24 protein-coding genes are annotated in these 26,462 nt (G+C 71.7%); 13 read left to right on the plus strand and 11 right to left on the minus strand.

Going from position 1 to position 26,462, the window contains the following annotated elements; genetic code table 11:
- Window positions 1-60 precede the first annotated feature (60 nt).
- Complete coding sequence (locus AB0D34_RS21885) at window positions 61-1,383, minus strand: extracellular solute-binding protein (RefSeq protein ID WP_362663795.1); 1,323 nt, start codon at window positions 1,381-1,383, stop codon at window positions 61-63.
- 277 nt (window positions 1,384-1,660) lie between these two features.
- On the minus strand, window positions 1,661-2,782 hold the full coding sequence (locus AB0D34_RS21890) for an ROK family protein (protein WP_362663797.1): 1,122 nt from the start codon (window positions 2,780-2,782) through the stop codon (window positions 1,661-1,663).
- 308 nt (window positions 2,783-3,090) lie between these two features.
- Between AB0D34_RS21890 and AB0D34_RS21895 the strand changes: the two genes are divergently transcribed.
- The 3 genes from AB0D34_RS21895 to AB0D34_RS21905 all read left to right on the plus strand — a co-directional run bounded on the left by AB0D34_RS21895 (window position 3,091) and on the right by AB0D34_RS21905 (window position 7,803).
- A complete protein-coding gene (locus AB0D34_RS21895) occupies window positions 3,091-3,990 on the plus strand; it encodes a BadF/BadG/BcrA/BcrD ATPase family protein (protein WP_362663799.1) in 900 nt (299 codons plus the stop codon).
- 108 nt (window positions 3,991-4,098) lie between these two features.
- A complete protein-coding gene (locus tag AB0D34_RS21900) occupies window positions 4,099-6,030 on the plus strand; it encodes a phosphatase PAP2 family protein (RefSeq protein WP_362663801.1) in 1,932 nt (643 codons plus the stop codon).
- 93 nt (window positions 6,031-6,123) lie between these two features.
- Window positions 6,124-7,803: a phospholipid carrier-dependent glycosyltransferase gene (locus AB0D34_RS21905; protein WP_362663803.1), complete on the plus strand. Its 1,680-nt coding sequence runs from the start codon at window positions 6,124-6,126 to the stop codon at window positions 7,801-7,803.
- A gap of 29 nt (window positions 7,804-7,832) precedes the next feature.
- Here the strand turns inward: AB0D34_RS21905 and AB0D34_RS21910 are convergent, their stop codons facing one another.
- A complete protein-coding gene (locus AB0D34_RS21910; RefSeq protein ID WP_362663805.1) occupies window positions 7,833-8,234 on the minus strand; it encodes a DUF3662 domain-containing protein in 402 nt (133 codons plus the stop codon).
- Between the two features lie 40 nt (window positions 8,235-8,274).
- Window positions 8,275-8,436: a hypothetical protein gene (locus tag AB0D34_RS21915; RefSeq protein WP_362663807.1), complete on the minus strand. Its 162-nt coding sequence runs from the start codon at window positions 8,434-8,436 to the stop codon at window positions 8,275-8,277.
- 169 nt (window positions 8,437-8,605) lie between these two features.
- Here AB0D34_RS21915 and AB0D34_RS21920 point away from each other — a divergent pair, with 169 nt between their 5' ends.
- The 4 genes from AB0D34_RS21920 (at window position 8,606) to AB0D34_RS21935 (ending at window position 13,409) form a co-directional block, all read left to right on the plus strand.
- On the plus strand, window positions 8,606-9,529 hold the full coding sequence (locus AB0D34_RS21920) for a MurR/RpiR family transcriptional regulator (protein ID WP_362663809.1): 924 nt from the start codon (window positions 8,606-8,608) through the stop codon (window positions 9,527-9,529).
- Between the two features lie 330 nt (window positions 9,530-9,859).
- Window positions 9,860-10,246 carry a hypothetical protein gene (locus AB0D34_RS21925; RefSeq protein ID WP_362663811.1) on the plus strand — a complete coding sequence of 129 codons (387 nt, stop codon included), beginning with the start codon at window positions 9,860-9,862 and terminating at the stop codon, window positions 10,244-10,246.
- A gap of 48 nt (window positions 10,247-10,294) precedes the next feature.
- Window positions 10,295-10,861 (plus strand): antibiotic biosynthesis monooxygenase, encoded by a 567-nt coding sequence (locus AB0D34_RS21930; RefSeq protein ID WP_362663812.1) that lies wholly within the window; start codon window positions 10,295-10,297, stop codon window positions 10,859-10,861.
- 190 nt (window positions 10,862-11,051) lie between these two features.
- Window positions 11,052-13,409, plus strand: a complete 2,358-nt coding sequence (locus AB0D34_RS21935) for a SpoIIE family protein phosphatase (RefSeq protein WP_362664150.1) — start codon at window positions 11,052-11,054, stop codon at window positions 13,407-13,409.
- A 34-nt stretch (window positions 13,410-13,443) separates the two neighbouring features.
- Here AB0D34_RS21935 and AB0D34_RS21940 read toward each other — a convergent pair whose 3' ends face one another.
- Both AB0D34_RS21940 and AB0D34_RS21945 read right to left on the minus strand, forming a co-directional pair.
- On the minus strand, window positions 13,444-13,935 hold the full coding sequence (locus AB0D34_RS21940; RefSeq protein ID WP_362663814.1) for a flavin reductase family protein: 492 nt from the start codon (window positions 13,933-13,935) through the stop codon (window positions 13,444-13,446).
- Window positions 13,936-13,944: 9 nt separating this feature from the next.
- Window positions 13,945-14,637: a peptidoglycan-binding protein gene (locus AB0D34_RS21945; RefSeq protein ID WP_362663816.1), complete on the minus strand. Its 693-nt coding sequence runs from the start codon at window positions 14,635-14,637 to the stop codon at window positions 13,945-13,947.
- Between the two features lie 334 nt (window positions 14,638-14,971).
- Between AB0D34_RS21945 and AB0D34_RS21950 the strand changes: the two genes are divergently transcribed.
- Entirely contained in the window at window positions 14,972-15,640 is a 669-nt protein-coding gene (locus tag AB0D34_RS21950; RefSeq protein WP_362664152.1) for a TetR family transcriptional regulator, read from the plus strand.
- A 155-nt stretch (window positions 15,641-15,795) separates the two neighbouring features.
- On the plus strand, window positions 15,796-16,209 hold the full coding sequence (locus AB0D34_RS21955) for an OB-fold domain-containing protein (protein ID WP_362663818.1): 414 nt from the start codon (window positions 15,796-15,798) through the stop codon (window positions 16,207-16,209).
- A 7-nt stretch (window positions 16,210-16,216) separates the two neighbouring features.
- Here the strand turns inward: AB0D34_RS21955 and AB0D34_RS21960 are convergent, their stop codons facing one another.
- The gene (locus AB0D34_RS21960) at window positions 16,217-17,602 is read right to left on the minus strand and encodes a Gfo/Idh/MocA family oxidoreductase (RefSeq protein ID WP_362663820.1); all 1,386 of its coding nucleotides are present in this window, start codon (window positions 17,600-17,602) and stop codon (window positions 16,217-16,219) included.
- Window positions 17,603-17,860: 258 nt separating this feature from the next.
- On the opposite strand from AB0D34_RS21960, the gene AB0D34_RS21965 reads away from it, so the two are divergent.
- Window positions 17,861-20,608, plus strand: a complete 2,748-nt coding sequence (locus AB0D34_RS21965; protein ID WP_362663822.1) for a hypothetical protein — start codon at window positions 17,861-17,863, stop codon at window positions 20,606-20,608.
- Between the two features lie 87 nt (window positions 20,609-20,695).
- Here AB0D34_RS21965 and AB0D34_RS21970 read toward each other — a convergent pair whose 3' ends face one another.
- A complete protein-coding gene (locus AB0D34_RS21970; protein ID WP_362663824.1) occupies window positions 20,696-21,076 on the minus strand; it encodes a PPOX class F420-dependent oxidoreductase in 381 nt (126 codons plus the stop codon).
- Between the two features lie 212 nt (window positions 21,077-21,288).
- Here AB0D34_RS21970 and AB0D34_RS21975 point away from each other — a divergent pair, with 212 nt between their 5' ends.
- The gene (locus AB0D34_RS21975; protein ID WP_362663826.1) at window positions 21,289-21,441 is read left to right on the plus strand and encodes a hypothetical protein; all 153 of its coding nucleotides are present in this window, start codon (window positions 21,289-21,291) and stop codon (window positions 21,439-21,441) included.
- 141 nt (window positions 21,442-21,582) lie between these two features.
- The gene (locus tag AB0D34_RS21980; protein ID WP_362663828.1) at window positions 21,583-22,944 is read left to right on the plus strand and encodes a S1 family peptidase; all 1,362 of its coding nucleotides are present in this window, start codon (window positions 21,583-21,585) and stop codon (window positions 22,942-22,944) included.
- A gap of 16 nt (window positions 22,945-22,960) precedes the next feature.
- Here AB0D34_RS21980 and AB0D34_RS21985 read toward each other — a convergent pair whose 3' ends face one another.
- The 3 genes from AB0D34_RS21985 to AB0D34_RS21995 all read right to left on the minus strand — a co-directional run bounded on the left by AB0D34_RS21985 (window position 22,961) and on the right by AB0D34_RS21995 (window position 25,319).
- Window positions 22,961-23,821, minus strand: a complete 861-nt coding sequence (locus tag AB0D34_RS21985) for an EamA family transporter (RefSeq protein WP_362663830.1) — start codon at window positions 23,819-23,821, stop codon at window positions 22,961-22,963.
- A gap of 51 nt (window positions 23,822-23,872) precedes the next feature.
- Entirely contained in the window at window positions 23,873-24,058 is a 186-nt protein-coding gene (locus AB0D34_RS21990; protein ID WP_020134742.1) for a hypothetical protein, read from the minus strand.
- 100 nt (window positions 24,059-24,158) lie between these two features.
- A complete protein-coding gene (locus AB0D34_RS21995) occupies window positions 24,159-25,319 on the minus strand; it encodes an ROK family transcriptional regulator (RefSeq protein WP_362663832.1) in 1,161 nt (386 codons plus the stop codon).
- A gap of 167 nt (window positions 25,320-25,486) precedes the next feature.
- Here AB0D34_RS21995 and AB0D34_RS22000 point away from each other — a divergent pair, with 167 nt between their 5' ends.
- Window positions 25,487-26,452, plus strand: coding sequence for a sugar ABC transporter permease (locus AB0D34_RS22000; protein WP_362663834.1), 966 nt, complete (start codon window positions 25,487-25,489; stop codon window positions 26,450-26,452).
- Window positions 26,453-26,462 lie beyond the last annotated feature (10 nt).

The raw sequence follows: 26,462 nt of genomic DNA on the forward strand, positions 1-26,462 counted from the left end.
ATGTCCGCGGGCCCGGGCGGCGGGGTCGGGACTCCGCCGCCCGGGACTGCCGGCCTACGCTCAGCCGCCGACCTGCTGGTTGTAGCCGTCGACGATGTTCTGCAGGGCCTTGTCGGAGGACTGCTCGCCGTTGATCGCCTTGCCGAGCTCCGCCTTGGTCGGGTCGTCGGCGAGGCTCTTGCCCTTCAGCACCCAGTTCGTCTGCGCGCTGTTGAAGTAGCCGGAGATCGGGGCGTAGAGCGGGATGGACTCGTTGTACAGCTTGAACGCCGCCTGCGCCGCCTCGGACTTGAAGGGGTACTTCGGGTTCAGACCGCTCTCGACCGGCAGGAAGCCGGACGTCTCGCACAGCGTCTTGTAGTGGGCCGGCTCGTACAGCCAGGAGAGGAACTTCTTCGCGGCGGCGGCCGCGTCGGCGTTGTTGTTGAAGCCGACCGTCATGCCACCGCTGTTGACGTCACTCGCCTGCACCGGCTGGGCAGGGGTCGGGACACTCGCCCACTCGAACTTCGTGATGCTCTCCGAGTAGGCGGCGACCTGCCACACGCCGGACCAGTAGGCGACGACGTCACCGCTCTGGAACATGGCCGACGGGTCGGCGCCGCTGGTCCACACCGACTTCGGCATGGTCTTGTCGTCGTTCCATCCGACGAAGGTCTTCACGGCCTTCTTGGTCGCGTCGTCCACCGAGAACTTGCCGGAGTCGTCGGCGTGGACGTACTTGCCGCCCATCTCGTAGACCATGGCGCGCAGCCGGGACGGCGACTGGTCGAAGGTCAGGGAGTACTTGGCCTTGGTCTTCTCACGGACCTCGTTCGCCGCCTTGATGAACTCGTCCCAGGTCCAGGTCTTGTCGGGCGAGGTCGGGTAGTCGACGCCGGCCTTCTCGAACAGCGACTTGTTGATGAACATGCCGGACGCGGTGACGTCCGAGGGGATGGACAGCACCTTCCCGGAGGAGTCCTTGGCGACGAAGTTGGTGTTGATCTTGTTTGTCTTGTTGTTGGCGATTTCGCTGAGGTCGATCAGCTTGTTCGACCAGATCGGGTCGAGCGCCGGCACGGCCGCCACGTCGGGCAGCGAGTTCGCCTGCGCGGAGTTGCGCAGCTTCGTCGCGTAGCCGTCGTAGGGGATGTTGACCAGCTTGACCTTGACGCCGGTCTCCTTCTCGTACTGCGCCACCATCTTCTTCCAGCCCGCGTCCTGCCCCGGAACCGTGGAGATCCAGAACGTCAGGGACTTGGAGGTCCCACCCGAACCGGAGTCCCCGCCGCAGGCGGTGAGCGTCAGAGCACCCGCCGTGACAGCGGCAGCGAGGGAAACCAGGCGGCGCATGCCGCCGCGGCCGAGACGGCTAGAGCGCCGCACACCCACAGTGGTCATCATCGATCCCTTTTTTTCGTCGTAGGGGACGGAGCACGGCGCCGACCTTGGCGGCACGGGTGCAGTTTGCAGGAGGTTTGCTTTCCGAGGGCGCGGCCTCGCCCGGCCGCGTCATCCTGACGGGCGAGGATCCCCGGCCGCTGTGGCCGTCACCGCACGGGCACGCCCTCGTGCGGTTGCCGTACGTCGAGTACGGGCGGGAAGCTCGCGCCAAGTCGGCGTCCCGGCCGACTTAGAAAGCGCTTGTCCGGACATTGGCAGACCGAGTCCGAAACCGTCAATCCTTCGTCCGCGCCACCTGGGTCACGGTTTGGACTCCTCGGGCCACCGCGAGGCGGGCGGCGCCCACGACCGTGCCGAGATCACCGACCTGGCTGCTGACCACCTCGGTGGGCCAGCTGAGCCGCTCCAGCTCGGCCCGCACACCGGGCAGGAGCTGCGGAAACGCACCGGTGCTGCCGCCCAGCACAAGCAGTCCGGGGTCCAGTACGGCGGTCACGGCGGCGGCCAGCCGGCCCACGTCCACGGCGTGCCGGTCGACCATCGCGCGGGCGGCGGCACTGCCCTCCGCGGCCCGGGCGAAGAGCTGCTCGGCGGTGCGGGGGCAGCTGCCGTCGGTGTCCGGCCAGGCCTCGGCGGCCCGGCGCAGCAGGGAGCGGGCCCCGATGTACTCCTCCAGGGCCTCGTGGCGGGGCTCCAGGCCGTCGTCCCAGGGGTAGGGCAGCCGGGCGAGCTCCCCGGCCGCGCCGTTGGCCCCGGCCAGCACCTGTCCGCCGACGACGATGCCGAGACCGATACCGACGCCGATCCGCAGATAGCCGAAGGTGTGACGGCCGCGGGCCGAGCCCTCGTGCAGTTCGGCGAGCGCGGCGCAGTTGACGTTGTTCTCCAGATGGACGGGCACTCCGGGCGGCAGCGCGACGGTCACCGCGTCGAAGACGGGGCCGGCCTTGGCGGTGGCGGGCCGCATGCGCTGAGGTGCGGTGACGTCACCGACGGCCACCACGATGGTGCGCAGCGGGGCGTCCCCGGGCAGCGCGGAGAGGGCGTCCCGTACGACGTCGGCGGCGTCCTCCCGGGGGCCGGTGGCCTCGGCGAGCAGGCTGCCGTCCAGAGCACAGGCCCGTACCCGGGTCAGTGCGGGCCCCAGGTCCACGGCGAGCACGGCGCCCGCGGCCGGGCCGAGACGGTATACGGCGGCACTGCGGCCGGTACCGCCGGAGGAGGTACCGGAGTGCGCCGCGAGGTGGACGCCCTCCAGTTCCGCGACGGCGGAGGAGACCGTCGGCTTGGACAGCCGCGCAAGACTCGCGAGCTGCGGCCGCGTCGCGGTGCCCGCCTGGGCCAGCACGGCGAATACGGCGCCTGCGCTCTCGGTCAGACGGGGGGCTCTTACCACGTCATCTTCCACACTTCCCCCAGGTCACGGGCCGCTCTCCAGGGCCGATCGGCTCGGCGGGAGGCGGCGATGGGTTGCCCTGGCGTCCTGCGTTCCCGACCCGACGAGAGGCCGGGGAAGCCGAGTTCGTGACGCCTATTGACACGCACTGTACTTCGTTAGTTAACTTCCTAACGAACGTCACGGTACTCGCCTGCCGTGGTCCGTCAGAAGCCCGTCCCGGGGCTTCCCGAGTTCATCAACTCCCCTGCCTCCAGGCACGGTTCGCCCACCGTCGCAGCACACAACGCACCGACGAAAGAGGACCTGTGCAGGACATGGCACGCCTGGTGGTCGGCATCGACGTGGGCGGCACCAAGACCCAGCTCCGCGCGTACGCGGGCGACACCCTGGTGGCCGATCACGTCCGCTCCAGCAGCGGCTGGCGGCCGCACGACCCGGTGGCCGCCGTCGGCTGGCTGGCCGCGCTGGCCGCCGACGCGCTCCCCGCGGGCGCCCGCCCGTCCGCCCTCGCCGTCGGCGGGCACGCCTGCGAGACCCCGCGCCAGTGCGCGCAGATCCGCACCGCTCTCGAACTGCACTTCGACGCCCCCGCGCTGGTCGTGGGCGACGCCGAACTGCTGGTCCCGGCCGCGGGCTTGGACAAGGGGGTCGGCCTGGTGGCCGGCACCGGCTCCGTCGCGGTGGGCCGTTTCGCCGACGGCACCGCGGTCCAGGTCGGCGGCTGGGGCGCGCTCCTCGGCGACGAGGGCGGCGCCGCCGGTCTCGTCCGCGAGGCCGTCCGTGCCGTATGGGCGGCACACGACCGCGGTGAGGAACCCGACGCACTGGCGCTCAGCCTGCTGGCCGGGTTCGACGTCCCCGATGTCCCCGCGCTCGGCGCCGCGTTGGAGCACGTGACGTCCCCCTCCGCCGAGTGGGGCCGGCACGCCCCGGCCGTCTTCGCCGCCGCCGAGGCCGGATCCGCACTCGCCCGCACCGTGATCGCCGAGGCGGGCCGCGCCCTGGCCGCGCTGGTCGAACGGCTCGCCGCCCGTGGGGTGGTCGTCGACGACGTCGTGGTCGCGGGCAGTACCGTGCTCGCCCAGCCGTCGCTGTACGACGCCTTCGTCACGGCACTGGCTGAGAGTGTGCCCTCGGCCCGGCCCACGCCGCTGCGCGCGCCCCCGGTCGACGGGGCCGTGGCGATGGCCCGTTCACTTGTGTGACATGTTCCTGTCGCCGAGTCTCCTCTGCTTCGACATGACTCGCCCGTAGATCTTCGCTCGTACGACCTCCCCGGCCGCACGGCCGCAGAACTCAAGAGAGGCCCACCCATGCCGTCATCCGCCGGGCAGCACTCCCCCGCGCGCGTCGCCGAACGTACCGTCAACCGCAGGGGGTTCCTCAGGACCTCCCTGGGTGCCACCGCCGGTGTCGTGGCCGCACCCACGCTGGTCTCGTGGCTGGGGGCCGCGGACGCGAAGGCCGCCACGGCTGCCGCCGCGTTCGTGGACGACTACAAGACCAACGTCATGGCGAACCTGACGCCCGAGACCAACGCGGTGGTCCGGGTCCTCAGCGGCTTCGCCGAGGTGTGGAAGACGGGCGACGCCTGGAACACCGGCACTCCCCTGCGGCCCGAGATACTGCGCGCCAACATGCGCTACTGCGCCCGCGTCACCCAGGCACGCACCGAGGCCCAGGCCAAGGAGGCGTTCCTTTACGACCGCCAGCACCAGAGCTACGCCATGATCGGCGCCCTGGGCCCGCTGGCCGGCCTCTACCGCTCCGGCGCCAAGGCGGTCACCTCGATCACCAGCGCGCCGGACACCACCCCGGCCACCACGATCAGCGACGCCGTCCCGGCCGGCGCCCCCGCGGGCTCCGCGCTCGGCGCCGGCTCCTACGACTCCTCGCTCGGCCAGGTGGCCAAGCTGGTCGACACCGTGCGCGGCCCGTACGCCTCGGGCAACCCCGGCAAGTACGCCTTCCAGTACCCGCGGCCGTGGCGCATGAACGAGGACAGCCAGGTCGTCGACACCGGCGCCAAGGACGCGCTCGGCTTCCCGGTCTACGACTCGCAGGTGATCGTCGCCACCCAGCTGCTGCGCCAGCGCAACACCTCCCCGGTCGACGACGGCGGTTTCCCCAGCGGTCACACCAACGCCTTCCACCTGGCGGGTCTGGCCTTCGCGTACGCGGTCCCTGAGCGCTTCCAGGAGCTGGTGACCCGCGCCTTCGAGCTCAGCCACACCCGGATCATGTCCGGCATGCACTCGACGGTCGACGTCATGGGCGGCCGCATCATGGCCACCGCGCTGGCCGCCGCCACCCTCGCCGACCCGGCGAACGCCGGCCTCAAGGCCGCGGCCCGGGCGCAGGCGCTGACGTACTTCACCGAGCAGACCGGCACCACGCCCGACACGCTCTTCGCCTACGCCCACTCGGACGCCGCCGACGCGTACGCGGACCGGGACGCCAACGCCCGTTCCGTCAAGCCCCGGTTGACCTATGTGCTGAACCGGGACGGCGGCAACCAGCCCTTCACCGTGCCCAAGGGCGCCGAGGTGTTGCTGGAGACGCGGCTGCCCTACCTGGACGCGGCCCAGCGCCGTGAGGTGCTGCGGACCACCGGACTGCCCTCGGGCTACGTCCTGCTGGACGGCTTCGAGCAGTGGGGCCGCCTCGACCTGTTCACCGCGGCGGACGGCTACGGCTCCTTCGACTCCGACGTCACGGTCACCCTCGACGCGGCGGCCGGTGGCTTCCAGGCGGCCGACAGCTGGCGCAACGACATCGACGGCTGCGGCGGGCTGACCAAGCGGGGCAGCGGCACGCTCACCCTGACGGGCCACAACCGGTACACCGGCGGGACCGTGCTCAAGGACGGCGGGCTGGTGGCCGGTTCGGCTCACGCGCTCGGTCACGGCGACGTCCGCGTCCAGGGCGGCACGCTGACGCTCGGCCACAAGTCCCTTCAGGTGCACGGCACTTACAGCCAGGAGGCCGGCACGCTGGAGCTCACTCTGCGCTCCGGCCAGGAGCCGGTCCTGGAGGTGACGCGGCGCGCGGTGCTCGGCGCGGGCAGTGTGCTGTCGCTGCAGCTCGACGCGCAGAAGCCGCCGAAAGCCGGACAGACGGTCCGGGTCCTCTCCTCCCAGGGGCTGCGCGGCCGGTTCGACCGCGTCGAACTGAACTCCGACACGCTGCGGGCCGTACCCGTCTACACGGCGGAAGGTCTGTCGGTACGACTCCTGAAGCGGTGACGCCCGCGGGGCGGGAGCCGATGCGAGAGTGGCCCTCATGAGGTCTCTCCGGATCGCTTCCGCCACCGTCCGGTCGGCGTCGCCGCGGGGCGGATGATGGCGAGCGAGCAGCGGACGGCCCTGGACCCGGTACCCGGGTCCGGGATCCACGACGACGAGCAGCGACCACCACGACCCGCCCGGCGGTGGCTGGTGCCGCTCCTCGTCGTCGTGCTGCTCGCGCAGATGGCCGCCGTCATGGTGACGACCGCCGTGCAGCAGACGCCGACGATCGACGAGCCCGTCTACGTGGCCACGGCCGCCGAGTACCTGCACGGCCAGGGCATCCGCTACAACCCCGAGCACCCGCCGCTCGGCAAGCTCGTCATCGCCGTCGGGGTGGCGATCGCCGACCCGCAGGTGGACACCGCGTTCGCCGGTCCCCAGATCGACCTGGGCCCCCATCTGCTGTACGAGTCGGGCAACGACCCCTGGCAGCTGATGTTCTGGGGCCGGCTCCCGGTGATCGTGCTGACGCTGCTGTTCGGGCTGGTGGTGTTCGCCTTCGCCCGGGATCTCGCCGGAAGAGCGGCGGGCCTGGCGGCACTCGCCCTGTACGCCTTCTCCCCCGACCTCGTCGCCCATGGCTCGCTGGCCACGCTCGACGTGCCGACGGCCGGCTTCCTGCTCACCTCGGCGTGGCTGCTGTGGCGGGCCCGCGCAAGGCCTCGGCTGTATGTGCCGCTCGCCGGTCTCGCCCTCGGTGCGGCACTGGCGACGAAGATGAGCGCGCTGCCGGCTGTGCCGGTGACGCTGGGGCTGACCGCTGTCTCGGTGTGGAGCGCCTGCGGGGGTGCCGAGACGCGCCGCAGGCTGCTGCGGGTGCTCGCCGCGGCCGCTGTCGTGACCCTGGCCGCGATCGCCGTCGTATGGGCCTCGTATCTCGTGGTCGATCCGCGGTTGCGGTGGACGTCCCAGGAGCCGGTGCCGGTGGTGCACGGGCTCAAGGCGACGCTCGTGGATCTGCTGCCGTTCCCGCAGGCGTACGCGGACGGCATGCGCCTCCAGTTCCGTTTCGAGAACCAGCCCTGGGGCGGCTTCCTGTTCGGGCGGTTTTATACCGGGCACCTCTGGTACTACCTGCCGGCGGCGCTGCTGGTGAAGACCCCGCTGGGTCTGCTCGCCCTGTGGGCCGCTGGTGCCGTCGTAGTGGTGGCGGTACGGCGGCTGCGGCCGGCCGCGCCGTATCTGCTCGTCCCTGCCGGGGTGCTGCTCGCCTCGGCCATGACGGGGTCGCGTGACTTCGGGACCCGGTACACGCTCTTCCTGCCGATGTTCCTGACGGTCGCCGCCGGTTGTGTGCTGACCGTGCGTCGGCGCTGGGTGACGGGCGTGACCGCGGCGCTGGTGCTGTTCGTCGTGGTCAGTTCGCTGCGGACCTTCCCCTACTATCTGCCGTACTCGAACGAGGCGTTCGGCGGTCCGGCCCGCACCCATCTGCGGCTGCACGACTCCAACGTCGACTGGGGCCAGGACCTCGGCCGGCTCGCCGACCGGCTGCGCGAGCGCTACCCGGACGAACGGATCTGGCTCGTCTACCAGGGCAGCGGCCTGCCGTCCGCCTACGGCATCGAGGCGTCCGAGCCGCGCGGGGTGCCGGTCGACGAGGTGCGCGGGCTCCTGGTCGTCTCGGACTCGTCGGTCGCCAAAGCGAAGGGCCGGCTGGCCGAGTTGATCGACAGCAGCCGTGCCATCGACGAGGTCGGGCACTCGATCACGATCTACCGCCGATGATCAGCCGGCCGGGAGCGGCGGGCTCCCGCTCAGCGCAGCGCGTGCTGGAACCCCTCCGCGCTCACGTGCGCCATCGCCCTGCTCGCCACCCGGTAACGGCCGTTGGGCACCTGGTCGGACCTGGTGATGTGCACGGTGAGCGGGCCCGCCCATTCGTAGCCCTGCCGCTCGCCGTGCCGGGCCAGGCTGTCGGTGAGCTCCTGGCCCACGTCGCTGCCCCGGCGGACGAGTTCGTCGTAGGCGAAGTCGGCGAGCTCGACGTCGTACGCGTTCGGGACCACCACCCGGCGTTCGCTGCACACGACGACGTTGCTGTCGCACTCGCGTCGCAGCGCGTCGAGGAGTTCGACGGGCTCGCGGTCGACGATCCGCGCCCAGAGCGTCTCCCACCCGTGTTCCATGGCCTGTTCCAGCGTGCTCAGCGCACCCATTGCCTCTCACCTGCCGAACGTTCCGGTGTCGCGTGCGGTGTCACTCCTGGGCGAAGTCGTCGGGTTCCACCCGCGCCTCCTCGAACGCCTCACGCAGGGTGCGGCCGCTGGCGCCGGGGGTGCCGGACTCGCCTTCCACCGGTGTTTCCAGCAGCTTGTCGGTGGCGTCGGTCTTGCGCCGGTTCTCCTCGGGGAGGGTCATGCGCAGTTGCTCCTCGGGGGTCGTCGAAGGTGTTGCCCCGCAGCGGGTTCCCGTCCGGCGGGGGCGTATCCGTCCTGATCGGCGGTTGCCGGAAGCTTTCGCACAAGCGCTGGTCACCGGGGGGCGTGGGCTATGTTGACTCACCGTGGGAGACAAAGGAGGCGCCTCGGTGCCATCGCCGCAGCAGGCACGCGCACAGGCATCCGCAATCACCTCGGGCAAGACCGCACCGGAAACGGAGGCCGCCCCGGCCTCCCAGCTCAGGACGCTCTTCGACCGGCCTCGGCTGTCCCCGGGGCAGCGGCGCATCGCGCAGTACCTGATCGAGCACATCACCGAAGCGGCGTTCCTCTCCATCACCGATCTCGCGGAGCGGGTGGGCGTGAGCCAGCCCTCGGTGACACGGTTCGCCGCGGCCGTGGGCTTCAGCGGCTACCCCGCGCTGCGCGAGAAGCTCCAGTCGATCGCGCTCGGCACCCTCGCCGGCGGCCCGGTCGCCGACGAGGAGTCGCGCGGCAACGAACTCCAGGCCGCCGTCGACGCGGAGATCGAGAACCTGGAGAACCTGCGCCGCGACTTCGCCGACCCCGACCAGGTGATCGACCTCGGCCGCAAGCTGTCCGAGTCGACCCCGCTGACCATCCTGGGCCTGCGCATCTCGGCGTCGCTGGCGGAGTACTTCGCCTACGCGGCACGCCGTATCCATCCCGACGTACGGCTGGTCACGCGCGGCGGGAGCGTCGCCTACGACGCCCTCCTGCAGTCGCGCGAGGCGGGCGGCACCTGGGTGCTGGCCTTCTCGATGCCGCGGCACGCCCAGGAGACCCTCACCGCCCTGCGGGTCGCCCGCAGCGCCGGCCTGAAGGTCGCCCTCGTCACGGACCTGGCACTCGGGCACGTGGCCGACGAGGCGGACGTCCTGTTCACCACCGGCACCGGCTCCCGCCTGGTCTTCGACTCCTACGCGGCGCCCGGCGTGATCGCCTCCGCCCTGCTCCAGGCCATGACCGACGCCGACCCCGAGCGCACCCAGGCGCGGCTTGAGGAGTACGAGCAGATCTCCGACCAGCATCAGTTCTTCCTACGGGACTGACCCCCCCCCCGGGTCATATCGGGTCACAGCACCATATTCATGCCCAAATCACGTATGAATGTTTTCATGCTTCTTGCAAAGCGGACGGCATATATAAATACTGCTCACGGATCACTCCGGGACCGCTCCGGGAGCGTTCCGCACATCCGCCCGAAAGGGCACCTGTACGGACATCCCGAGCCGTCGTCTCCTACCCGCGTCGGCGCCCGGGGTGTTCGGTGGGGCCTCGCCTGCACGCGGGCCCGCGGCGGCCCCGGTCATCCCCTAGACCGGGGCCGCCCAATCCGCCGCTCGACCCGCACCACGCCGTACCACCCGGAAGCGATCACCATGACCCTGACGACCACGCGGACCACCACCCGTCTTGGCCCGGACTGGCCGTGCCAGGTCAAGAGCCCCGGCAGCTACGACTGGGAGCGCTCCGCGGCCAAGTGGCTGCGCGAGCTGGTGCCCGCGCGGTACGCGAGCTACCCGGCGCTGATACGGCACACCGTGCTGCTCGCCCGGCACGCGCAGATCCAGGTCCAGCACGAGATCCGGGTCGCCCGCACGGCGCTGCAGAGCGCCCGCGCCGAACTGCCGGCGCTCGGGCTGCCGGAGTCGGTCATCGAACACACGATCAAGCTGTACGCGGCCGAGGTCCTGCAGCTCCAGCACATCGCCCGCAGCGTCCGCGAGGTCACCCAGGCGCTGGTGGACCACCACCACGGCCGCTGAACCACCCGGCGGGCATGATCCCCGCCTTACGTGGGACCCGTGGTGAGCATGAGCACCACCGAAGTACGGCGCGGCGATCCGGTCACCACGGTTCTCACCTGGGAGGTGCGTCCAGGCCGGGAGCGGGAGTTCGAGCGCTGGACGCGCGGGATCACCCGCTGCGCCAGACGGTTCCCCGGCAACGAGGGCGTCTCCTGGCTCCGTCCCGAGGACGGCCACCGCTTCCACGCGGTGCTGCGCTGGTCCGACGCGCACCGGCTCACCGCCTGGCTGGAGTCCCGGGAGCGGGCCGACTGGCACGCGCGGATCGAGGACATCGCCACCGAGCTCGGCGGCGAACGGCAGTCGACCACCGGTCTCGAGACCTGGTTCAGCCTGCCCGGCACCACCGTCCGGCCCCCGGTCCGCTGGAAGATGGTGCTCACCACGTTCCTCGGTGCCTTTCCGTGCACGCTGCTGATCCAGTGGCTGGTGGCGCCCCGCACGGCCGCCTGGCCCCTGCCTCTGCGGGCGGCGGTGTTCCCGGTCGTGCTGCTGCCGGTGCTGACGTATCTGGTGATGCCGTTGCTGAGCCGGTTGTTGCGGAGGTGGCTGTACCCGGTGGCCGACCACTGAGCGGGGCGCGAGCCGGACGCGTCAACCCGCGGGGTCACCGTGTGGGATGCGTGTGCACAAGAGCGCGATCGATCCCTGCCACATGTGCGATGCTCAACGCGTGACGAGCGAGCCCGCCGGCGCTTCGCACGCCGGCACCGCGCCCGACACGGCCGCCCTGGCCAAGGTCGTGGCCAGACAACGTGCGGAGATGGACCGGCTCCGGGACCACGCCGCCACCTCGGCGGTGGTGGAGCGGGCCAAGGGCGCTCTCATGGCGCTCACCGGGTGCACCCCGGACGCCGCAGGCGAGGAACTGCTCCAGCGGGCCAAGGCGGCCGACCGCACCCTGCTGGAGGAGTGCTGGCTCACCTTCGCCGCCCTGGTGCCCCCGCTGCCCGGCGCTCCTCCCGAGCCCGACTACCGCGGCGACGACCTGTCCGGCGCTCCGCTGTCCGCGGTCCCCGGACCCGCCGGTCCGCGGTCCCCGGTGGCAGGCGCCGCCGAACCCGCCGACCGGGAGGTTCGCGTCCCGGACGACGGCTTCACCGCCCTCGGCCGGCTCGGCAAGGCCCTCGTGCACGTCGTCACACCCCACGACCTGGCCCGCTGTCTCCTGGACGAACTCGCGGGCGACGTGGACGCCGACGCCCTCCTCCTCTTCCGGACCATGCCGGCGGGGGGACTCGAACTGATCGGTCACGCCGGTGTCGACGACACCCTGGCCGACCAGTGGGCCCAGGTTCCTCCGCTGAGCGGCATCACCGCGCTGGAGGCGCTCCGGGCGCGCGAGCCCCGGTGGCTGGAGGACTTCACGACGGACCGGCAGCGGTATCTGCTCATCGGGGACCCGCCGGAGCGCTGGTTGTCCCGTGCCTGGCTGCCGGTGTCGACCGGCGACGGGGCCGAGGTCTGCATCGGGATCCTGCGCACACGCGGCGGGCCGTTCCCACCGCAGGCCCGGCAGCTCCTGAGGGCCGTCGCCCGGCTGTGCGCCGGCTGGCTGCGGTCCTACGGAGCCCGACCGGAGCACGGCGCCGGTGCCGCGGCCGCCACCGCACAGCCCGTCTTCGACTCGCTGCCGGGCTCGGCGATGCTGCTGACGCCCCTGCGCGGCCCCTCGGGCGAGGTCGAGGACTACCGGATCGACGCCGCCACCGAGGAGGCGGTCGACGTCGTGGGCCGCAGCGGCAGGCAACTTCTGGGCCGGCGGATCCTGGAGTGCTTCCCGAGCATGGCGGACGAGGCCGTGTGGCACGGCTGCCTGCGCACGCTGGCCACGGGAGAGCCCTTCGAGGGCGAGCCGTTCGCCTACCAGGAGGTCGTGGACGGCACCGCCGAACTGTCCACGTACGCGATCCACTCGGCCCGGCTGGGCGGCGCCCTGGTCGTCACCTGGGTCCGGCACGACTCCTCCGACCGGCAGGAGCAGCGCCTCGCGGACGTGCAGCGGCTGGGCAACCTGGGCTGGGCGAACTGGAACCTGGTCACCGACGAGGGCAGTTGGTCCTCCCAGGCCTTCCTCGTCCTGAACCGCGATCCCGCCCTCGGGCCGGTCCGCCTCGCCGACCTGCCCGAACTCGCGCTGCCCGAGGACGCCCCCCTGCTGGCCCGGACGGTGCGCGAACTCGTGCGCACGGGGCGGCAGTTCGACGTACCGTTCCGGGTCCGGTCCGGGTCCGAGGTCCGCCACGTGCGGATGGTCGCCGAGGTGGTGACGGACACCGAGGACCGGCCCGTCGAAGTGCACGGCTTCGTCCAGGACCTCACCGCGCAGCGCAGCGCCGAACTCGCCCTCGTCGAGAGCGAGCAGGCGATCATGACCCAGCACGGTGTGCTGCGTGCGGAGCGCAACCTGGCCGCCCGGCTCCAGCACGCACTGCTTCCGCTGCCCACCCGCCCTGTCGGCCTCGCCGGGATGCGCGTCGAAGTGGTCTATCTGCCCGCCCAGTCGGGGATCCATGTCGGCGGCGACTGGTTCAGCGCCATCGAACTGCCCGACGGTGACGCCCTGTTCGTCGTCGGCGACGTCGCCGGGCACGGCATCGACGCCGTGGCCACCATGGCCCAACTGCGCTTCACCGCCAAGGGCATGGTCATCACGGGCTCGTCGCTGACGGGGGCGCTCGCCCGCCTCAACACCCTGCTGCTGCACTCACGCGACTCCCACGGCACCGCCACGATGGTGCTGGCCCGCTACGACCCGGGCGAGCGCTGCCTGGTCTGGGCCCAGGCCGGTCATCCGCCGCCCCTGCTGGTGCGCGGCGGTGAGGTGCGCTACCTCGACCGGCCGGCCGGCATGCTGCTCGGGGCCTGCGCCACCCCGGAATTCGAGGAGGCGCGCTGCGTCCTGGAACCGGGCGACCGGATCCTCCTCTACACGGACGGCCTGGTCGAGCGGCCCTCCGAGGGCATCGACCACGGTCTGGACCGGCTCGCCGCCGCCGTCGCCGCCCACCACACGGACGGGCCCGGCTCCCTGGTGCCGCTGCTGACGTCGGTGCTGGAGGTCGAACGACGCGACGACGTCTGCGTCCTGGACATCCGGTTGCCGTCCGAACCGGAGTGAGCCGCCGGACCACGGGCGGTGCCTCCGCCCGGGGTCAGTCCGCCGGGTGACCGGGCCGGATGGAGACCGCGTCGGAGAGCCGCAGCAGTGGTCCGCCCCCGGCGTCCTCGCGCTCGCCCCAGGCCTCCGGTCGCAGGACGAACCCGACGTGGTCACCGCCGTCGGTCCGCTGCACGACCGTGCCGACGAACCAGGCCACCGCGTCCTCCAGTACGACGGCCCCGCCGGCCTCCTCCCGCCAGCGGGCCCGGGTGAACTTGTCCGTCCGGTCGCCGGTCTCCCCGCCGAACAGCTCGGCAAGACCGTGCTGTTCGCGGTTGAGAAGATGCACGGCGAGCCGTTCCGCGGTAGCCGCCACCCGGTAGGTGTGGTTGGCCTTCGACAGCCACACCACGTACCGCACGGGTTCGATCGAGCACTGGGAGGCGAATCCGACCAGGCAGCCGGCGCGCTCGCCGTCCGCGGTGGCGGTCACGACGCACATGTCGGGGTCGAGGCGGTCGATGAAGGCGTCCATGCCCGCCATCCTCCGCGATCAGCCGCCGCCCGTGCGGGACTCCAGGTCGCGACGTGTGTCGTCGCCGTACACGCCGTCCTCGTCGCCGCGGATGCCGTACCAGAGCTGGAAGCGGGCCACGGCGGCGGTCAGCGCCGCGTCATAGGTGCCGGCGGTGGAGCCCTGGGCATAGACGTCCGGGATGCGCAGCAGGCGTTCCTGCAGGTCGGTCACCTCGGGGCCGCTGTCCCCCTCGCGGAGGGTGCCGGCGCCGTCGGGATCGGGGGCGCCGGAGGCGGTCGGGGCGGGTGTGGGGGCGGCCTCCGAGGCCGTCGCGGTCGGCCGGGGGGCGGCTTCGGCGGTGCTCTCGCCGCGTCCGGCGAGCAGGAGGGCACTGCCGAAGCCGATCACCGCGGCCGCGGTGACGGCCGCCGCGATCGCGGTGCGGCGCAGCCCCGGCACCCGTCCGCGGGAGACGTCCCGGGGGCGGGTACGGTCCCGGCCCCCGTTCCTGTCCCTGTCCCTGTCCCTGACGGGCGGCAGTTCCTGGGTCGCGTCCTCGGTTCCGGACGGCGGGCCGGGCAGGGCGATGGACTCGTAGCCGACGGCGCCCCGGGGCGGCAGGTCCCTGAGCAGTTCCGCGAGCGCGTCGGTGCGGCGCGGGCGCAGTACTCGGATGGGCTCGATGGGCGGCCCGTCCGGCGGCACCCCTCGGTCGGACGGTGTGGGCATCCTCGTCTCCTTCCGTCCCCGTGCACACGGGTCTGCGCCGGCCCCCGGGGAGTGATACGGGGGCGCGGGCCCGGGAGTTCAGCGCCTGAAGGGTGCGGATGCCGCCACGCCGGTGTCGAGGGGGCACGTAGTGGTCCATGATGGGCAGCCACAGGGCGAGGCCGAAGTCCGCCCGCACGCGCGAGGTGAGGAAGATGTCCTCGTCGCAGTACGCGGCGGGACGCCGAGCGGACAACATGAAGAACTGCACTCAGTTCCCTCACAAGGCTGCACCCAGTGCCATCGGAGTGGTTCAGGTGCTACGTTCGCGACCATGAGCTCCACTAAGCCCCCCATGCGGGACGCGCTGGTCGCGGCCGCCTTCCAGCTGTTCCTGGAACGGGGTTACGAGCAGACCACCGTCGACGACATCGTCGCGCTCGCCGGAGTCGGCCGCCGTTCGTTCTTCCGGTACTTCCCCTCCAAGGAGGACGTGGTCTTCCCCGACCACGAGCGCTGCCTGGCCGACATGACGGCCTTCCTGGCCGCGAGCGACCCGGGGTGCGACCCGCTCGAACGGGTCTGCGAGGCGGTGCGGCTGGTCCTGCGGATGTACACCGAGAACCCGACCTTCTCCGTGCAGCGCTACCGGCTCACCAAGCAGGTTCCCGGCCTGCGCGCCTACGAGCTCTCCGTGGTGTGGCGTTACGAGCGCTCCTTCGCGGAGTATCTGCGCGGGCGCCTGAAGGGGCTGCACGACGGGACGCTCCGGGCCGACGTGATCGCCGCCGCCGTGGCCGCGGCGCACAACAACGCCCTGCGCTCCTGGCTGCGCTCGGACGGCCAGGGCGACGCCGAGGCGGAGGTGGAGCACGCGCTCAACTACGTGCAGGCCGCGTTCGGGGCGGCTCCAGCCCCGTTCGCCGAGGAGCAGCCCGAGGACGTGGTGGTGATCGTCTCCCGCCGTGGCGCCCCGCTGTGGCGGGTGGTCCAGGAGATCGAGTCCACCCTGGACGGCGACTGAGCGGTCCTGCTCGATTTTGGGGTACCGAGTACCTTTACTCCTGGCACTGAGTGCCATACGCTGACGGCGTGCACGGTGGCACAGGGAACCGGGCACGTCCGTGCACGGTGCTCCGCGCACGGGGGATTCCGGCCGAGCGCAGGGAGTTGACCAGCGTGTACCACCACTCAGGCAGCATGGCCCGTCCGGCAGGCGGCTCCGCGACGAGCCTCCTCGATCCCGTCGGTACGCCCACGGAGGGGATCCTCTTCCAGCGCTGCACCTGGTGCGCCACCGCCATGTACCACCGGCTGCTGTGTCCGGTCTGCCAGGGCGGCGACCTGCGCACGGAGCGCAGCGAGGGGGTCGGCACGGTCCGCCACTCCACCGTGGTCCACCGCAACACCCCCGCCGCGCGCAACGTGTCGCTGATCGAGCTGGCCGAGGGCTTCGTGGTCCGGGGCCGGGTCACCGGTCCGCCCGCCGCCATCCACAGCGGTGACCGGGTGCGGATGTCCACGGTCAAGGACCCGGTCCGCGGTGAGCCCGTCTTCCAGCTGCTCGACGAGCCCTACCGCGCCTGGAGCTGACACCGGATCAACCCCGGTCAGCCGGCGAGGACTTGGCGCCCCACCACGCCCCCGGCACCAGATCCCGCACCCGCACCGGCTGCCCCGTCTCGAAGCACCGGTTGGCGGCCAGCCCCACCCCCAGCGCCAGGGCACCGTCCCGTTCGGTGGCCGTCGGGTGGGTCGCGGCACCGGTGTCCGCACGAACGGGCCCCGCATCCGGGTTCACCGGCCCGAAGAGCGCGTCCAGCATGCGTGGGTCTCCCCCGCCGTGCGCCTCGTGGGCGGTGACGAGCGGCACGTCGACCGGGGGCTGCCACAGTGGCCGCAGGGTCAGACGCGCGCCGCCCGCGTGGTCGGCCGCGGTGTCCCCGTGCAGCGCACCGCTCGCCGAGGTGATCCTGGTCAGGGGCGCCTGCCAGCGGCTCTCCTCCACCTCCAGTTCGAGACGGCCGGCGCTGCCGTTGAACATGACCCGGTAGCCCTCCCACGGGGAGTAGGCGGTGAGGTGGTAGGTCATCGTCGCACCCCGGGTGTAGCGGACGAGGAGCGCCATGTCGTCCTCGATGGTGACGGGCCCGTCGAAGACGTTGCGGTCACGGACGTACCCGTCGTCGTCCTCGGCGTCCAGGTACAGGGCGCGCAGGGTGTCGTCGGCCGCGAGATCGAGGGCGAAGGGGTCGTCGGCGGCCGGGTCGGCGCCGTGGGCCCGGGTGTAGTCGCGGCGCAGGCCGTGGCGTTCGCCCGCCTCGTGGCCGTAGAAGCCGAGCCGCCCGTAGCCGAAGACGTCCTGCGGCTCGTCGGCGAGCCACCAGTTGACCAGGTCGAAGTGGTGGCTCGACTTGTGGACCATCAGGCCGCCGCTGTACCGCTTCTCGCGGTGCCAGCGTCGGAAGTAGTCGGCGCCGTGCCGGGTGTCGAGGAGCCACTCGAAGTGGACGGAGAGGACCTCGCCGATCGCGCCGTCGGCGAGCAGGGCGCGGACCTTCTCGTGCACGGGGTTGAAGCGGTAGTTGAAGGCGACCGTGAGGGAGTTGCCGGTGTCCCTGACCGTGTCCAGGATGCGGGCGCAGCGGTCCGCGTCGACGGTCATCGGCTTCTCGGTGACCACCCGGCAGCCCGCCTTCAGGGCCGGGACGATGTAGCGGTCGTGTTCGGCGTCGACGGTGGTCACGACGACCTCGCCGATGTCCTCCTTGGCGAGCAGGTCGGCGAAGTGCTCGGGCTCCCACTGGGCGGCGGAGGGTTCGCCGGCCTCGGCGAGCAGCCGGTTGTGGAAGGCCATACGGGTGGGGCTGGGATCGCACAGGACGGCGACGCGGTGGCCGGGGCGGGCGGCGAGAGCCCGGGTGAACAGCTGGGCGCGGTGGCCGGTACCGACGACGGCCGCGCGGAGGTGGGGAGTTCGGCTCATGGAAAGCGCTTCCCCCGTGCGGTGATCCGCTAGTCCCCGCGACCTCTCTGGCTCTGTGCCTCTCTGGCTCTCTGACTCGCTGGCTCTCTGACTCGCTGGCTTGATCGCGTCGTTCGTCCGCGAGCGGCCGCCCCGCACAGACAACCCACAGACACCGCTCCCCCGTCCTATGTGACGCGAGAGGCGCCCGGGACCGACGGGACGTCTGCGCACGGGGTTTTGAGGAGAGAGGCATTGATCCGTGCCCGGCGAATATGTGTGACCGCCGTGGCGGTACTGGCGGCCCTGGCGGGCTCGCCCGGACTGGCACAGGCTCAACAGCCGCCCCACGCGGGACTGTTGAGCGCGACGGACGACAACGGACTTCCGCCGGGCTGGCGGATCGACGGGGAACGCGGCGCGCGTGAGCTGGTCTGGCGGGCGCCGAAGACCGTGCCCATGGGGGACGCACGCGTCGAGTTCCGTACCGGGAACCGGCTGCTCGGAGTGCCGAAGCCGGCGAAGGACGGGCGGACCTTCCGGCTCGCCCTCGACGAGGCCGCGTCCAACGGCCTGACGGACCTGCAGGTCACCGCCGCGGGACGCCGTCTGGACGCGGCGGCCGACGAGCCGCGCGAGTCCGCCCCACGAGGGGTGCGGCTCCCCGCGCAGGCACCGGCCAACGGCGTCGATCCCGGGAAGCCCGGCTCGTACCGCACGGTCACCGGCGAGTACGACCTCGACCCGGTACGCCTGCCGGGGTTCGCCACCCCGGTCGAGATGCGTGCCCAGGTGGTGGCGCCGAAGGGTGCCACCGGCAACCGGCCGCTCGCACTGTTCCTGCACGGCCGTCACGCGACCTGCTACAAGCCGGGCAGCGAGGACGACGTGAACATCGACTGGCCCTGCGCGGACGGCTACAAGCCGATCCCCAGCGACAAGGGCTATCTGCGCGACCAGGAACTCCTGGCCTCCCAGGGCTATGTGACCGTGTCGATCTCGGCGAACGGCATCAACGCCCAGGACTGGGAGCCCGACGACGCCGGCGCACAGGCACGCTCCTCCCTGGTACGGCAGCACCTCGCCCGCTGGGCCGAGTGGACCGCCCACCGCTCCACCGCCCCGGCCGCCGTACGCGAGGCAGCGAAGGCGGACCTCTCCCGGGTTCTGCTCGTCGGCCACTCGCGCGGGGGCGAGGGCGTCAACCGGGCCGCCATGGACAGTCTCTACCCGCCGCCCACCGCAGCGGACGGCTACCGGGGGCCGGTGCGCTGGAAGGTGCGCGGGACGGTACTCATCGGACCGACGATCTTCGGCCAGAATCCGGTCGCCGACGTGCCGTCCGTGACGCTGCTGCCGGGCTGCGACGGCGATGTGTCGGACCTCCAGGGTGAGGACTTCGTCGACGGCACCCGCGGCATCAGCCGGGGCACCGCGCTGCACAGCGCGGTCTACATGGTCGGCGCCAACCACAACTACTTCAACAGCGAGTGGACCCCGGGCGAGGCCGAGGCGCCGGCCCAGGACGACTTCTGGAACGACCCCGAGGAGCAGCCTGACCCGGTCTGCACCCCGGGTGCCGCGACCCGGCTGACCGCCGCCCAGCAGCACAAGGCGGGCTCCACCTACATCGCCGCGGCGGCCCGGCTCTTCCTCGCCGGTGACGACCGGGTGCGTCCGCTGCTCGACGGTTCCGGCAAGCGGGCCCCCTCCGCGGACCCCGCCCGGGTGCTGACCCACGCGGTCGGCGGTCGCCGCAGCGGCGGCTTCCTTCCGGACGGCGGGGTGAAGGTGACCGGTGCCCGGCTGTGCTCGGCGATCGACCCGGACCCGGCCGTGGCCTGTCTGGACCCCGAAACCCCCGGCTCGTCCCCGCACTTCGCGTGGTGGGAGACGGAGAAGGAGACCGGCCGCAGCGCGGTGGACCTGAAGTGGTCCGCGCCGGGCACGGCCGCGCGCGTCGCCCCTGCCAAGCCGCTCTCGCTCCGGGGTTCGCAGAAGCTCGCGCTGCGGGTCTTCGTACCGCCCAACACGACCGGCACGAAGTTCGACGTGTCCGTGACCGACTCCTCGAACCGCCGGGTGACGCTGGGCCGGGTCGAGATGGCGGGCCTGCCGGGCTCCGAGAACACCGCCTCCTACTGGGCCCAGGAACTGCGGGTTCCGCTGACGGCGGCGACCCGGGCCGGACTCGATCTCCGGCACGTCAAGTCCCTTGAGCTGACGCCCCGTTCGCGGTCCGGGCGGGCCTGGCTGATGGACGCCTGGGGCTGGGCGCCGGGCACTCCCGCGGTCAAGGCCGCCGCACTGTCCCGCGTCGACGTGGGCCGCACGACCGTCAAGGAGGGCGACTCGGGCACCCGCACCTACCGGGTCCCGGTCAAGATCTCCGGGCACGGCAGCGGCCAGGTCCGCGTGTACGTCATCGAGCCGGACAGCGGCCGGGCCGAGAGCAGGCTGGTGACGGTACGACCGGGCAGCCACGCGATCGACGTGCCGGTCGAGGTGAAGGGCGACACGGTCTACGGCGAGGACGTACGGCACGACATCGCGGTCAAGGCCGTACGGGGCGCCGTCGTCGGCAACCACCGGGGCGGGATCACCGTCGAGAACGACGACCCCGAGCCGCTGATCACCCTGTCGCCGGTCGCCGACCGGGTGACCGAGGGAGAGACGCTGACCTGGCGGCTGTCGATCGAGGCGCCCTCGGTGGTGGACATCTGGGCGCCGGTGCGGGTGCAGCCGGTCACCGAGGGCACCGAACTGTCCACCAAGGACGTGGACCCGCAGTGGCTCCAGGACTGGTCCGGTGACGTACCCGACCCCGAGCGGCCGCTGTCCGACGCGAACCTGTGGGTCTGGATGAACATCCCTCGGGGGAGCACCAGCGTGGACTTCGTCGTGCCGACCGTCCGGGACCAGGTGGCCGAGCCCACCGAGTCGATGCGCCTCGCGCTGACCGACCGCAACGCCGAGCCGCTGCCCGACACGCCGGTACTGACGGGGACGGTGCTCGACACGCCGTGATCACGAGGTCGTACGACGGGCCGTGAGCCTCTCCTCGTACGACCGCCTCCGGTGCGGGGTCCGGGCATCCCGGGCCCCGCATTTCCCTTACAGCGTCACGCGGATACCGACCGTCCCGTCCAGCCCCCGTCGCAGTCTGCTGCCGAGGAGGGTGAGCCGGCCGAGGATGCCGTACTTCCGGGCCAGGAGCTCCCGGTAGCGGGCCGTGGTCGAGGCGTCGCAGATCTCCGCGGTGGCCGGGATCTGGTCACCGGTGGGGTTGCCGCGCGCGTCGCAGGGTCCGACGAGGACGTCCCCGCGCGCCCGGATGCGCTTGACCTTCCAGGAGTCGGCGACCGTCCACACGCCGAGCGTGTCCCCGTCGCGGACCACCCACACCGGGGTGGCGACGGTGGTGCCGTTCTTGCGGTAGCTCGTGAGCAGCAGGTACTTGCCCGTGCCCAGCCGGTCCAGCGGCGTGTCGTTCATGACGGGAAGTCTAGGCAAACGCCTTCGACCGGCGGAGGCCCGGTGCGCGAGATCAGGTGCGACGAGTCCGGCTCGGCCGGCGAGAACCTCCTGGCCGGGAACACCGAGGTGTTCGCCCACGTAAACGTACGGCTCCCGACGGCCGTCGCTGCCTGCCTCTTCGCCGAGCTGCGGGCAGTCGGCCGATCATCCTCGCCAGGGTCGTCCGCAAAGTGGCCTCCGGCGAGCTCAACGGCCACGGTGACGCGCGGCTCACCGCTCTGCTGCGCCCGTACGTCGGCGCGGAGTCCGTGTGGGGCGACGCGGCCGACTGGGCCCGGAGGCGTGGGAAACCGGCCAACACGGGCCTGGGCGTGGCTGGTTGAGATGCCTCGGCCGACTCCTGCGGCACAGGATCACCGGCTGTCGTGAACGCGCCCGGCCCGGGCCACGTATGTAAGGAGGGCGCTCAACGACCGGAGGGCCCCGCGGTGCAGACACCGCTTGTTCTGGTTCGGGAGCCATGCATGAGGCACGCACGACGACGGGTCGTCCGGCGAGTGACACGGCTGGCGGCCGTCGGCGGACTCCTCCTGGGAGGTGCGATGGTCACGCGAGCCGTCGCGAGCGAGAATCCCGCCACCACCGCGCCGCGCACCTACGCCATGGAGGCCGGGCAGACGGGCGCGGATCTGGTGTCACGGCTCGGTGACTCCCGTACGGCGGGCACCTGGATCGGTGCCGACGGCAAGCCGGTCGTCGCGGTGACCGACGAGAAGGCGGCCGCCGAGGTGCGTGGCGCGGGCGCCACGGCCAAGGTCGTCGAGCACAGCATGGACGAGCTCAAGTCGGCGGCGAGGACGCTGCGTTCGGCGCCCCGGGTCGCCGGGACCGCCTGGTCCATGGACTACCGGACCAACCAGGTGGTGGTGCAGGGCGACACCACCGTCTCGGCGTCCGACTGGGCCGCGATGACGAAGGTCGCGGACGGCATCGGCGGGTTCGTGAAGATGCAGCGCACCGAGGGCACCTTCACGCCCCGGCTGAACGGGGCGCAGCCCATCCTGTCGACCGGCGGGCGCTGTTCGGCGGGGTTCAACGTGACGAACGGTCAGAGCGACTTCATCCTCACCGCCGGGCACTGCGGTCCCACCGGTTCGATCTGGTTCGCGGACACCGGTGGCACCAACCAGCTGGGCAGGACGGTCACCCAGAGCTTCCCGGGCAACGACTACTCGCTGGTGCAGTACGCCGACGGGAAGGCGGGCGACGGCGCCGGTGTCGTGTTCATCGGCAACGGCAAGGGCGTGCAGATCACCGGGGCGGCCGATCCGTCCATCGGGCAGCGGGTGTTCCGCAGCGGCAGCACCAGCGGGCTGCGCGACGGGCAGGTGACGTCGGTCAACGCGACGGTGAACTATCCGGAGGGCACGGTCACCGGTCTGATCGAGACGAACGTGTGCGCCGAGCCCGGGGACAGCGGTGGCCCGATGTTCTCGGAGGGGATCGCGCTCGGTATCACCTCGGGCGGCAGCGGTGACTGCACCCAGGGAGGGACGACGTTCTTCGAGCCGGTGACGAAGGCGCTGAAGGAGGTCGGCATGCAGTTGATCGTGTCGAACCCGGCCGGGGCCGGCGCGGCCTCGCCGGCGCCGTCGGCCACCTCCGCGCAGGGCTCGATCGCTCCCGGTGCCGCTTCTCCCGGTTCCTCGGCTGCGGTGGAGGCGCAGGGCACGCCGCTGCTGACCCGGCTCACGGACACCCGGAACGTCGGGCCAGGTCTGCTGGTCGTCGGGGGCAGCCTGCTCGCGCTGGTGGCGACGCGGTACATCCGCTCGGAGCAGGACCGCAAGGCGTATCAGCGGTACTACTCGGCGACTTGGGGCTGAGTCGGCGAGGGGCTCCTCAGCCCAGGCTCAGCAGGACCGTGGCAACTCCGGCGCCGAGAAGGCCGACGACTTGCTTCCGGCTGAGTCTGTCGTGCAGGAGAGCGAGCCCGAGGATCACGGGAAGGGCCGGGTAGAGCGAGGCGAGGACGACGGCGACCGCCAGCAACTGCCGTTGGGCGGCGAGCAGATACAGGATGAGCCCGAGGGCCGCGCCCGCGCCGACGAGCACCGCCTGAACGGCCTGCACGGGCAGCAGGACCAGGCGGCGCGGGTGCCGTGCCGCCGCGGGCAGGAGGACGAGTACGGCGGCCACCCGGCCCGCGGCGACCGGCCACAGTCCGCCGGCGGCACCGGCCTGGGCGAGGGCGATGTACTGGAGCGCGACCCCGGCGCTGGCCAGCAGCCCGTCGGGGACTCCCCCGCCGTCGTCCCTGCCGCCGCCGCAGACCATCCACAGCGCGGGCGCCGAGAGGGCGATCCCCAGCCAGGCCACGGCGGTCGGCCGGTCGCCGAGAAGCACCCCGCACACCACGGACAGGGCGACCCCGGTGACGGCGCTGACGGGCACGACGACGCTCATCGAGCCGTGGCTGAGGCCGCGGTTGAGGAAGTGCATGGCGGCGCCGCTTCCGACCCCGGAGAGGGCGCCCCACAGGAGGTCGACGGGCCGTACGGCGTCGGCGGGGAGGAGCAGGGCCGCGGTGGTGGCGAGCAGCAGCCCGCCGAGTTGGCCGAGGAAGGTGACGGCGGCGAAGTGCGCGCGGCGGGACAGCAGGCCGCCGGTGGTGGGGGCACCTCCCGGCTCGAGCGAAGCCGAGAGCTGGGGGACGACGATGCCGTAGCAGACCGCTGAGGCCAGTGCGAGGAGAGGGCCCATCCCGTCAGGGGTGCCCTGGAAAGGCCCGGTGATTCCCGCCGGGCGGGGCTGTCAGGCCGCCGGGACCGGCTGCGGAGCGGCGGCGGCCCACTCCAGGACGAGCCGCTGGTACTCCTCGCGCTGCTCGCCGCTCAGTGTCCCGCCCGCCCGGCGCCACAGGGCCCGGATCTCCTCGTTGACCTCGTCGGCCGATCGATCGGTAACGGGTTCAACAGTGGTGGACATGGTGTGAAGCATAGGACTCCGGAAGTGAAGGCGACGTGAGTAATCACGGCAGAAGCGGGCATATCGGACCGTGTTACTGATCACGTCCATCTGTCAAGGCGTGGGGCCCTGTTCACACCTCGGCCACACCCAGGACCAGCACCTGGATCGCCAGCACCGCTGCTCCGCGGGCCCAGTCGTGGAAGTCGGACACCTTGGTCTCCAGGTCGATCGGGGCGGCCAGGGGGTGGCGGTGGGCGCGGATCGTGTCCTCGACGGTCTCGCCCGCCACGTCCATGAGGCCGACGCCCTCGCCGGCGAGCAGGATCTTCTGCGGCATCGCGAAGTTGGCGATCTGGGCGACCAGGACGCCGAGTGCGCGCCCGGCCTCCTCGATGACGCGGGCCGGCATGGGCTCGCCCGCGGCGGCCAGGGCGAGGATCTCCTCGTAGGTGTGGTCGCGGCCGGTGGCGGCCCGCACCTGGTAGCGGATGTTGGGGATGGTGAGCAGGGAGACGGCGCTGCCGCGGGTGCCGTCGGGGGTGAGCGGTCCGTTGGGGTCGATGATCCAGTGGCGCCCGAAGCCCCGGTCCTCCTCGGCGTACGGGACGCGCCGGCCGCCCAGGACGAGGCCGTAGCCGATACCTGCGCCGATGGTGAGGACGACGAAGCGGTCGAGCCCGCGCCCGGCGCCGAACCAGGTCTCGGCCTCGACGAGGGCGGAGACGTCGTTCTCGACGACCACCGGCAATCCGGTGCGTTCCTCGACGAGTTCGCCCAGGGGGACGTCCCGCCAGTGCAGGAACGGGGACTCGCCGACCACGGCCCGCTCCTGGACCAGTCCGCCCACTCCGATGCCGATGCCGGCGAGCCGCGGGTACGACTGGGCCAGTTCGGCCGTCATCTCGGCGAGCAGGTCGGCGACCTCGGCGGGTTCGTGGCTGGTGAGGGACCGGTCGTGGCGGGCGGCGATCTCGCTGCGGAGAGTGGTGACGACGCCGTAGACCATGTCCTCGGTGATCTTGAACCCGACGAAGGACCGGGACTCGGCGACGACGTCGAGCGGTTGCGAGGGGCGGCCCTGACGGATCTCGGTCTGCGCGCCCGCCTCGGGGACCTCGATCAGCAGGCCCGACTCGATGAGGGGTTTGGTCAGCCGGGTGAGGCTGCCCGCGGAGAGGTCGAGGCGGCGGGCGATCTCGGTGCGCGACAGCGGGCCGTGGACGAGCACCTCGATCGCCACCGAGCGTTCGCCGGTGCTCAGGGGTAGCCAGCTGGCGGCAACTGCGGTCATGAAGGTCAGACTCCCACATGATTTCTTTCACCATAAAAACAACATGACCACATTACGGCCATCGTGGCCGCTCCGAAAAGATGTTTGCGCACCTCTTGACGCATGGATTCTTTCGCCACAAAAGTAAGTGGCCGAGGATGAGCCGCCGCAGACGAGGGAGTCTCCCGATGACCATCGCCTCAAGCAGCCCTCCGTCGCGTCTGCCCGTGGGCGGCGCCGAGGGGGCACGGACCAAACCGAGGACCGACCGGGGCGCGGGCGCTCACAGCAGGGGCGACGGGCGGCTCGCCGCGGTGTTCATCGCACCGGCCCTGGTGGGTTTCGTGGTGTTCCTGCTCTGGCCGACGCTGCGGGGCATCTATCTGAGCTTCACCCGCTTCAACCTGCTGACTCCGGCGGAGTGGGTGGGGCTCGCCAACTACGAGCGAATGTTCCAGGACCCGATCTTCTGGGACTCGCTGCAGGTCACCGTCGAGTACGTGGTGATCAACATCGGTGTCCAGACGGTGTCGGCCCTCGCCGTCGCCGTGCTGCTGCAACGCCTGACGCAGTCCGCGGTACTGCGCGGGATCGTGCTCACGCCGTATCTGATGTCGAACGTCGTCGCGGGTCTGGTCTGGTTGTGGATCCTCGACAACCAGCTGGGCATCGGCAACGAGATCATCGCCGGGCTCGGCTTCGACCGCATCCCTTTCCTCGCGGACGAGACGTGGGCGATCCCCACGATCGCGCTGGTCAACGTGTGGCGGCACGTCGGCTATACCGCGCTCCTGCTGTTCGCGGGGCTCATGGCCATCCCGAACGACATGTACGAGGCGGCCAAGGTGGACGGCGCCGGCGAGTGGCGGATGTTCTGGCGGATCACCATGCCACTGCTGCGGCCGGTCCTGGCGGTCGTCCTGATCATGACGGTGATCGGTTCGTTCCAGGTGTTCGACACGGTCGCCGTGACGACCGCGGGCGGTCCGGCGAACGCCACCAACGTGCTCCAGTTCTACATCTACCAATCGGCCTTCGGTCGCTTCCAGTTCGGCTACGCGTCCGCGATGTCCGTCGCGCTGCTGGTCGTGCTGAGCGCCATCACCGTCCTGCAGTACCGGCTCACCCGGGCCGGCCAGACCGATCTCGGCTGACCCGGAAGGA

Source organism: Streptomyces sp. NPDC048420 (assembly GCF_040651535.1).
Lineage (GTDB): Bacteria > Actinomycetota > Actinomycetes > Streptomycetales > Streptomycetaceae > Streptomyces.

Bases quoted from the DNA above. Each gene is read 5' to 3' on its own strand.
- AB0D34_RS21930 (WP_362663812.1), top strand. From the start codon at position 10,295: ATGAGCACCACCGAAGTACGGCGCGGCGATCCGGTCACCACGGTTCTC.
- AB0D34_RS21990 (WP_020134742.1), bottom strand. From the start codon at position 24,058: ATGCTTCACACCATGTCCACCACTGTTGAACCCGTTACCGATCGATCG.
- AB0D34_RS21995 (WP_362663832.1), bottom strand. From the start codon at position 25,319: ATGACCGCAGTTGCCGCCAGCTGGCTACCCCTGAGCACCGGCGAACGC.
- AB0D34_RS21960 (WP_362663820.1), bottom strand. From the start codon at position 17,602: ATGAGCCGAACTCCCCACCTCCGCGCGGCCGTCGTCGGTACCGGCCAC.
- AB0D34_RS21900 (WP_362663801.1), top strand. From the start codon at position 4,099: ATGCCGTCATCCGCCGGGCAGCACTCCCCCGCGCGCGTCGCCGAACGT.
- AB0D34_RS21980 (WP_362663828.1), top strand. From the start codon at position 21,583: ATGAGGCACGCACGACGACGGGTCGTCCGGCGAGTGACACGGCTGGCG.
- AB0D34_RS21945 (WP_362663816.1), bottom strand. From the start codon at position 14,637: ATGCCCACACCGTCCGACCGAGGGGTGCCGCCGGACGGGCCGCCCATC.
- AB0D34_RS21935 (WP_362664150.1), top strand. From the start codon at position 11,052: ATGGACCGGCTCCGGGACCACGCCGCCACCTCGGCGGTGGTGGAGCGG.
- AB0D34_RS22000 (WP_362663834.1), top strand. From the start codon at position 25,487: ATGACCATCGCCTCAAGCAGCCCTCCGTCGCGTCTGCCCGTGGGCGGC.
- AB0D34_RS21970 (WP_362663824.1), bottom strand. From the start codon at position 21,076: ATGAACGACACGCCGCTGGACCGGCTGGGCACGGGCAAGTACCTGCTG.
- AB0D34_RS21910 (WP_362663805.1), bottom strand. From the start codon at position 8,234: ATGGGTGCGCTGAGCACGCTGGAACAGGCCATGGAACACGGGTGGGAG.
- AB0D34_RS21950 (WP_362664152.1), top strand. From the start codon at position 14,972: ATGCGGGACGCGCTGGTCGCGGCCGCCTTCCAGCTGTTCCTGGAACGG.
- AB0D34_RS21985 (WP_362663830.1), bottom strand. From the start codon at position 23,821: ATGGGCCCTCTCCTCGCACTGGCCTCAGCGGTCTGCTACGGCATCGTC.
- AB0D34_RS21885 (WP_362663795.1), bottom strand. From the start codon at position 1,383: ATGACCACTGTGGGTGTGCGGCGCTCTAGCCGTCTCGGCCGCGGCGGC.
- AB0D34_RS21925 (WP_362663811.1), top strand. From the start codon at position 9,860: ATGACCCTGACGACCACGCGGACCACCACCCGTCTTGGCCCGGACTGG.
- AB0D34_RS21915 (WP_362663807.1), bottom strand. From the start codon at position 8,436: ATGACCCTCCCCGAGGAGAACCGGCGCAAGACCGACGCCACCGACAAG.
- AB0D34_RS21940 (WP_362663814.1), bottom strand. From the start codon at position 13,935: ATGGCGGGCATGGACGCCTTCATCGACCGCCTCGACCCCGACATGTGC.
- AB0D34_RS21905 (WP_362663803.1), top strand. From the start codon at position 6,124: ATGATGGCGAGCGAGCAGCGGACGGCCCTGGACCCGGTACCCGGGTCC.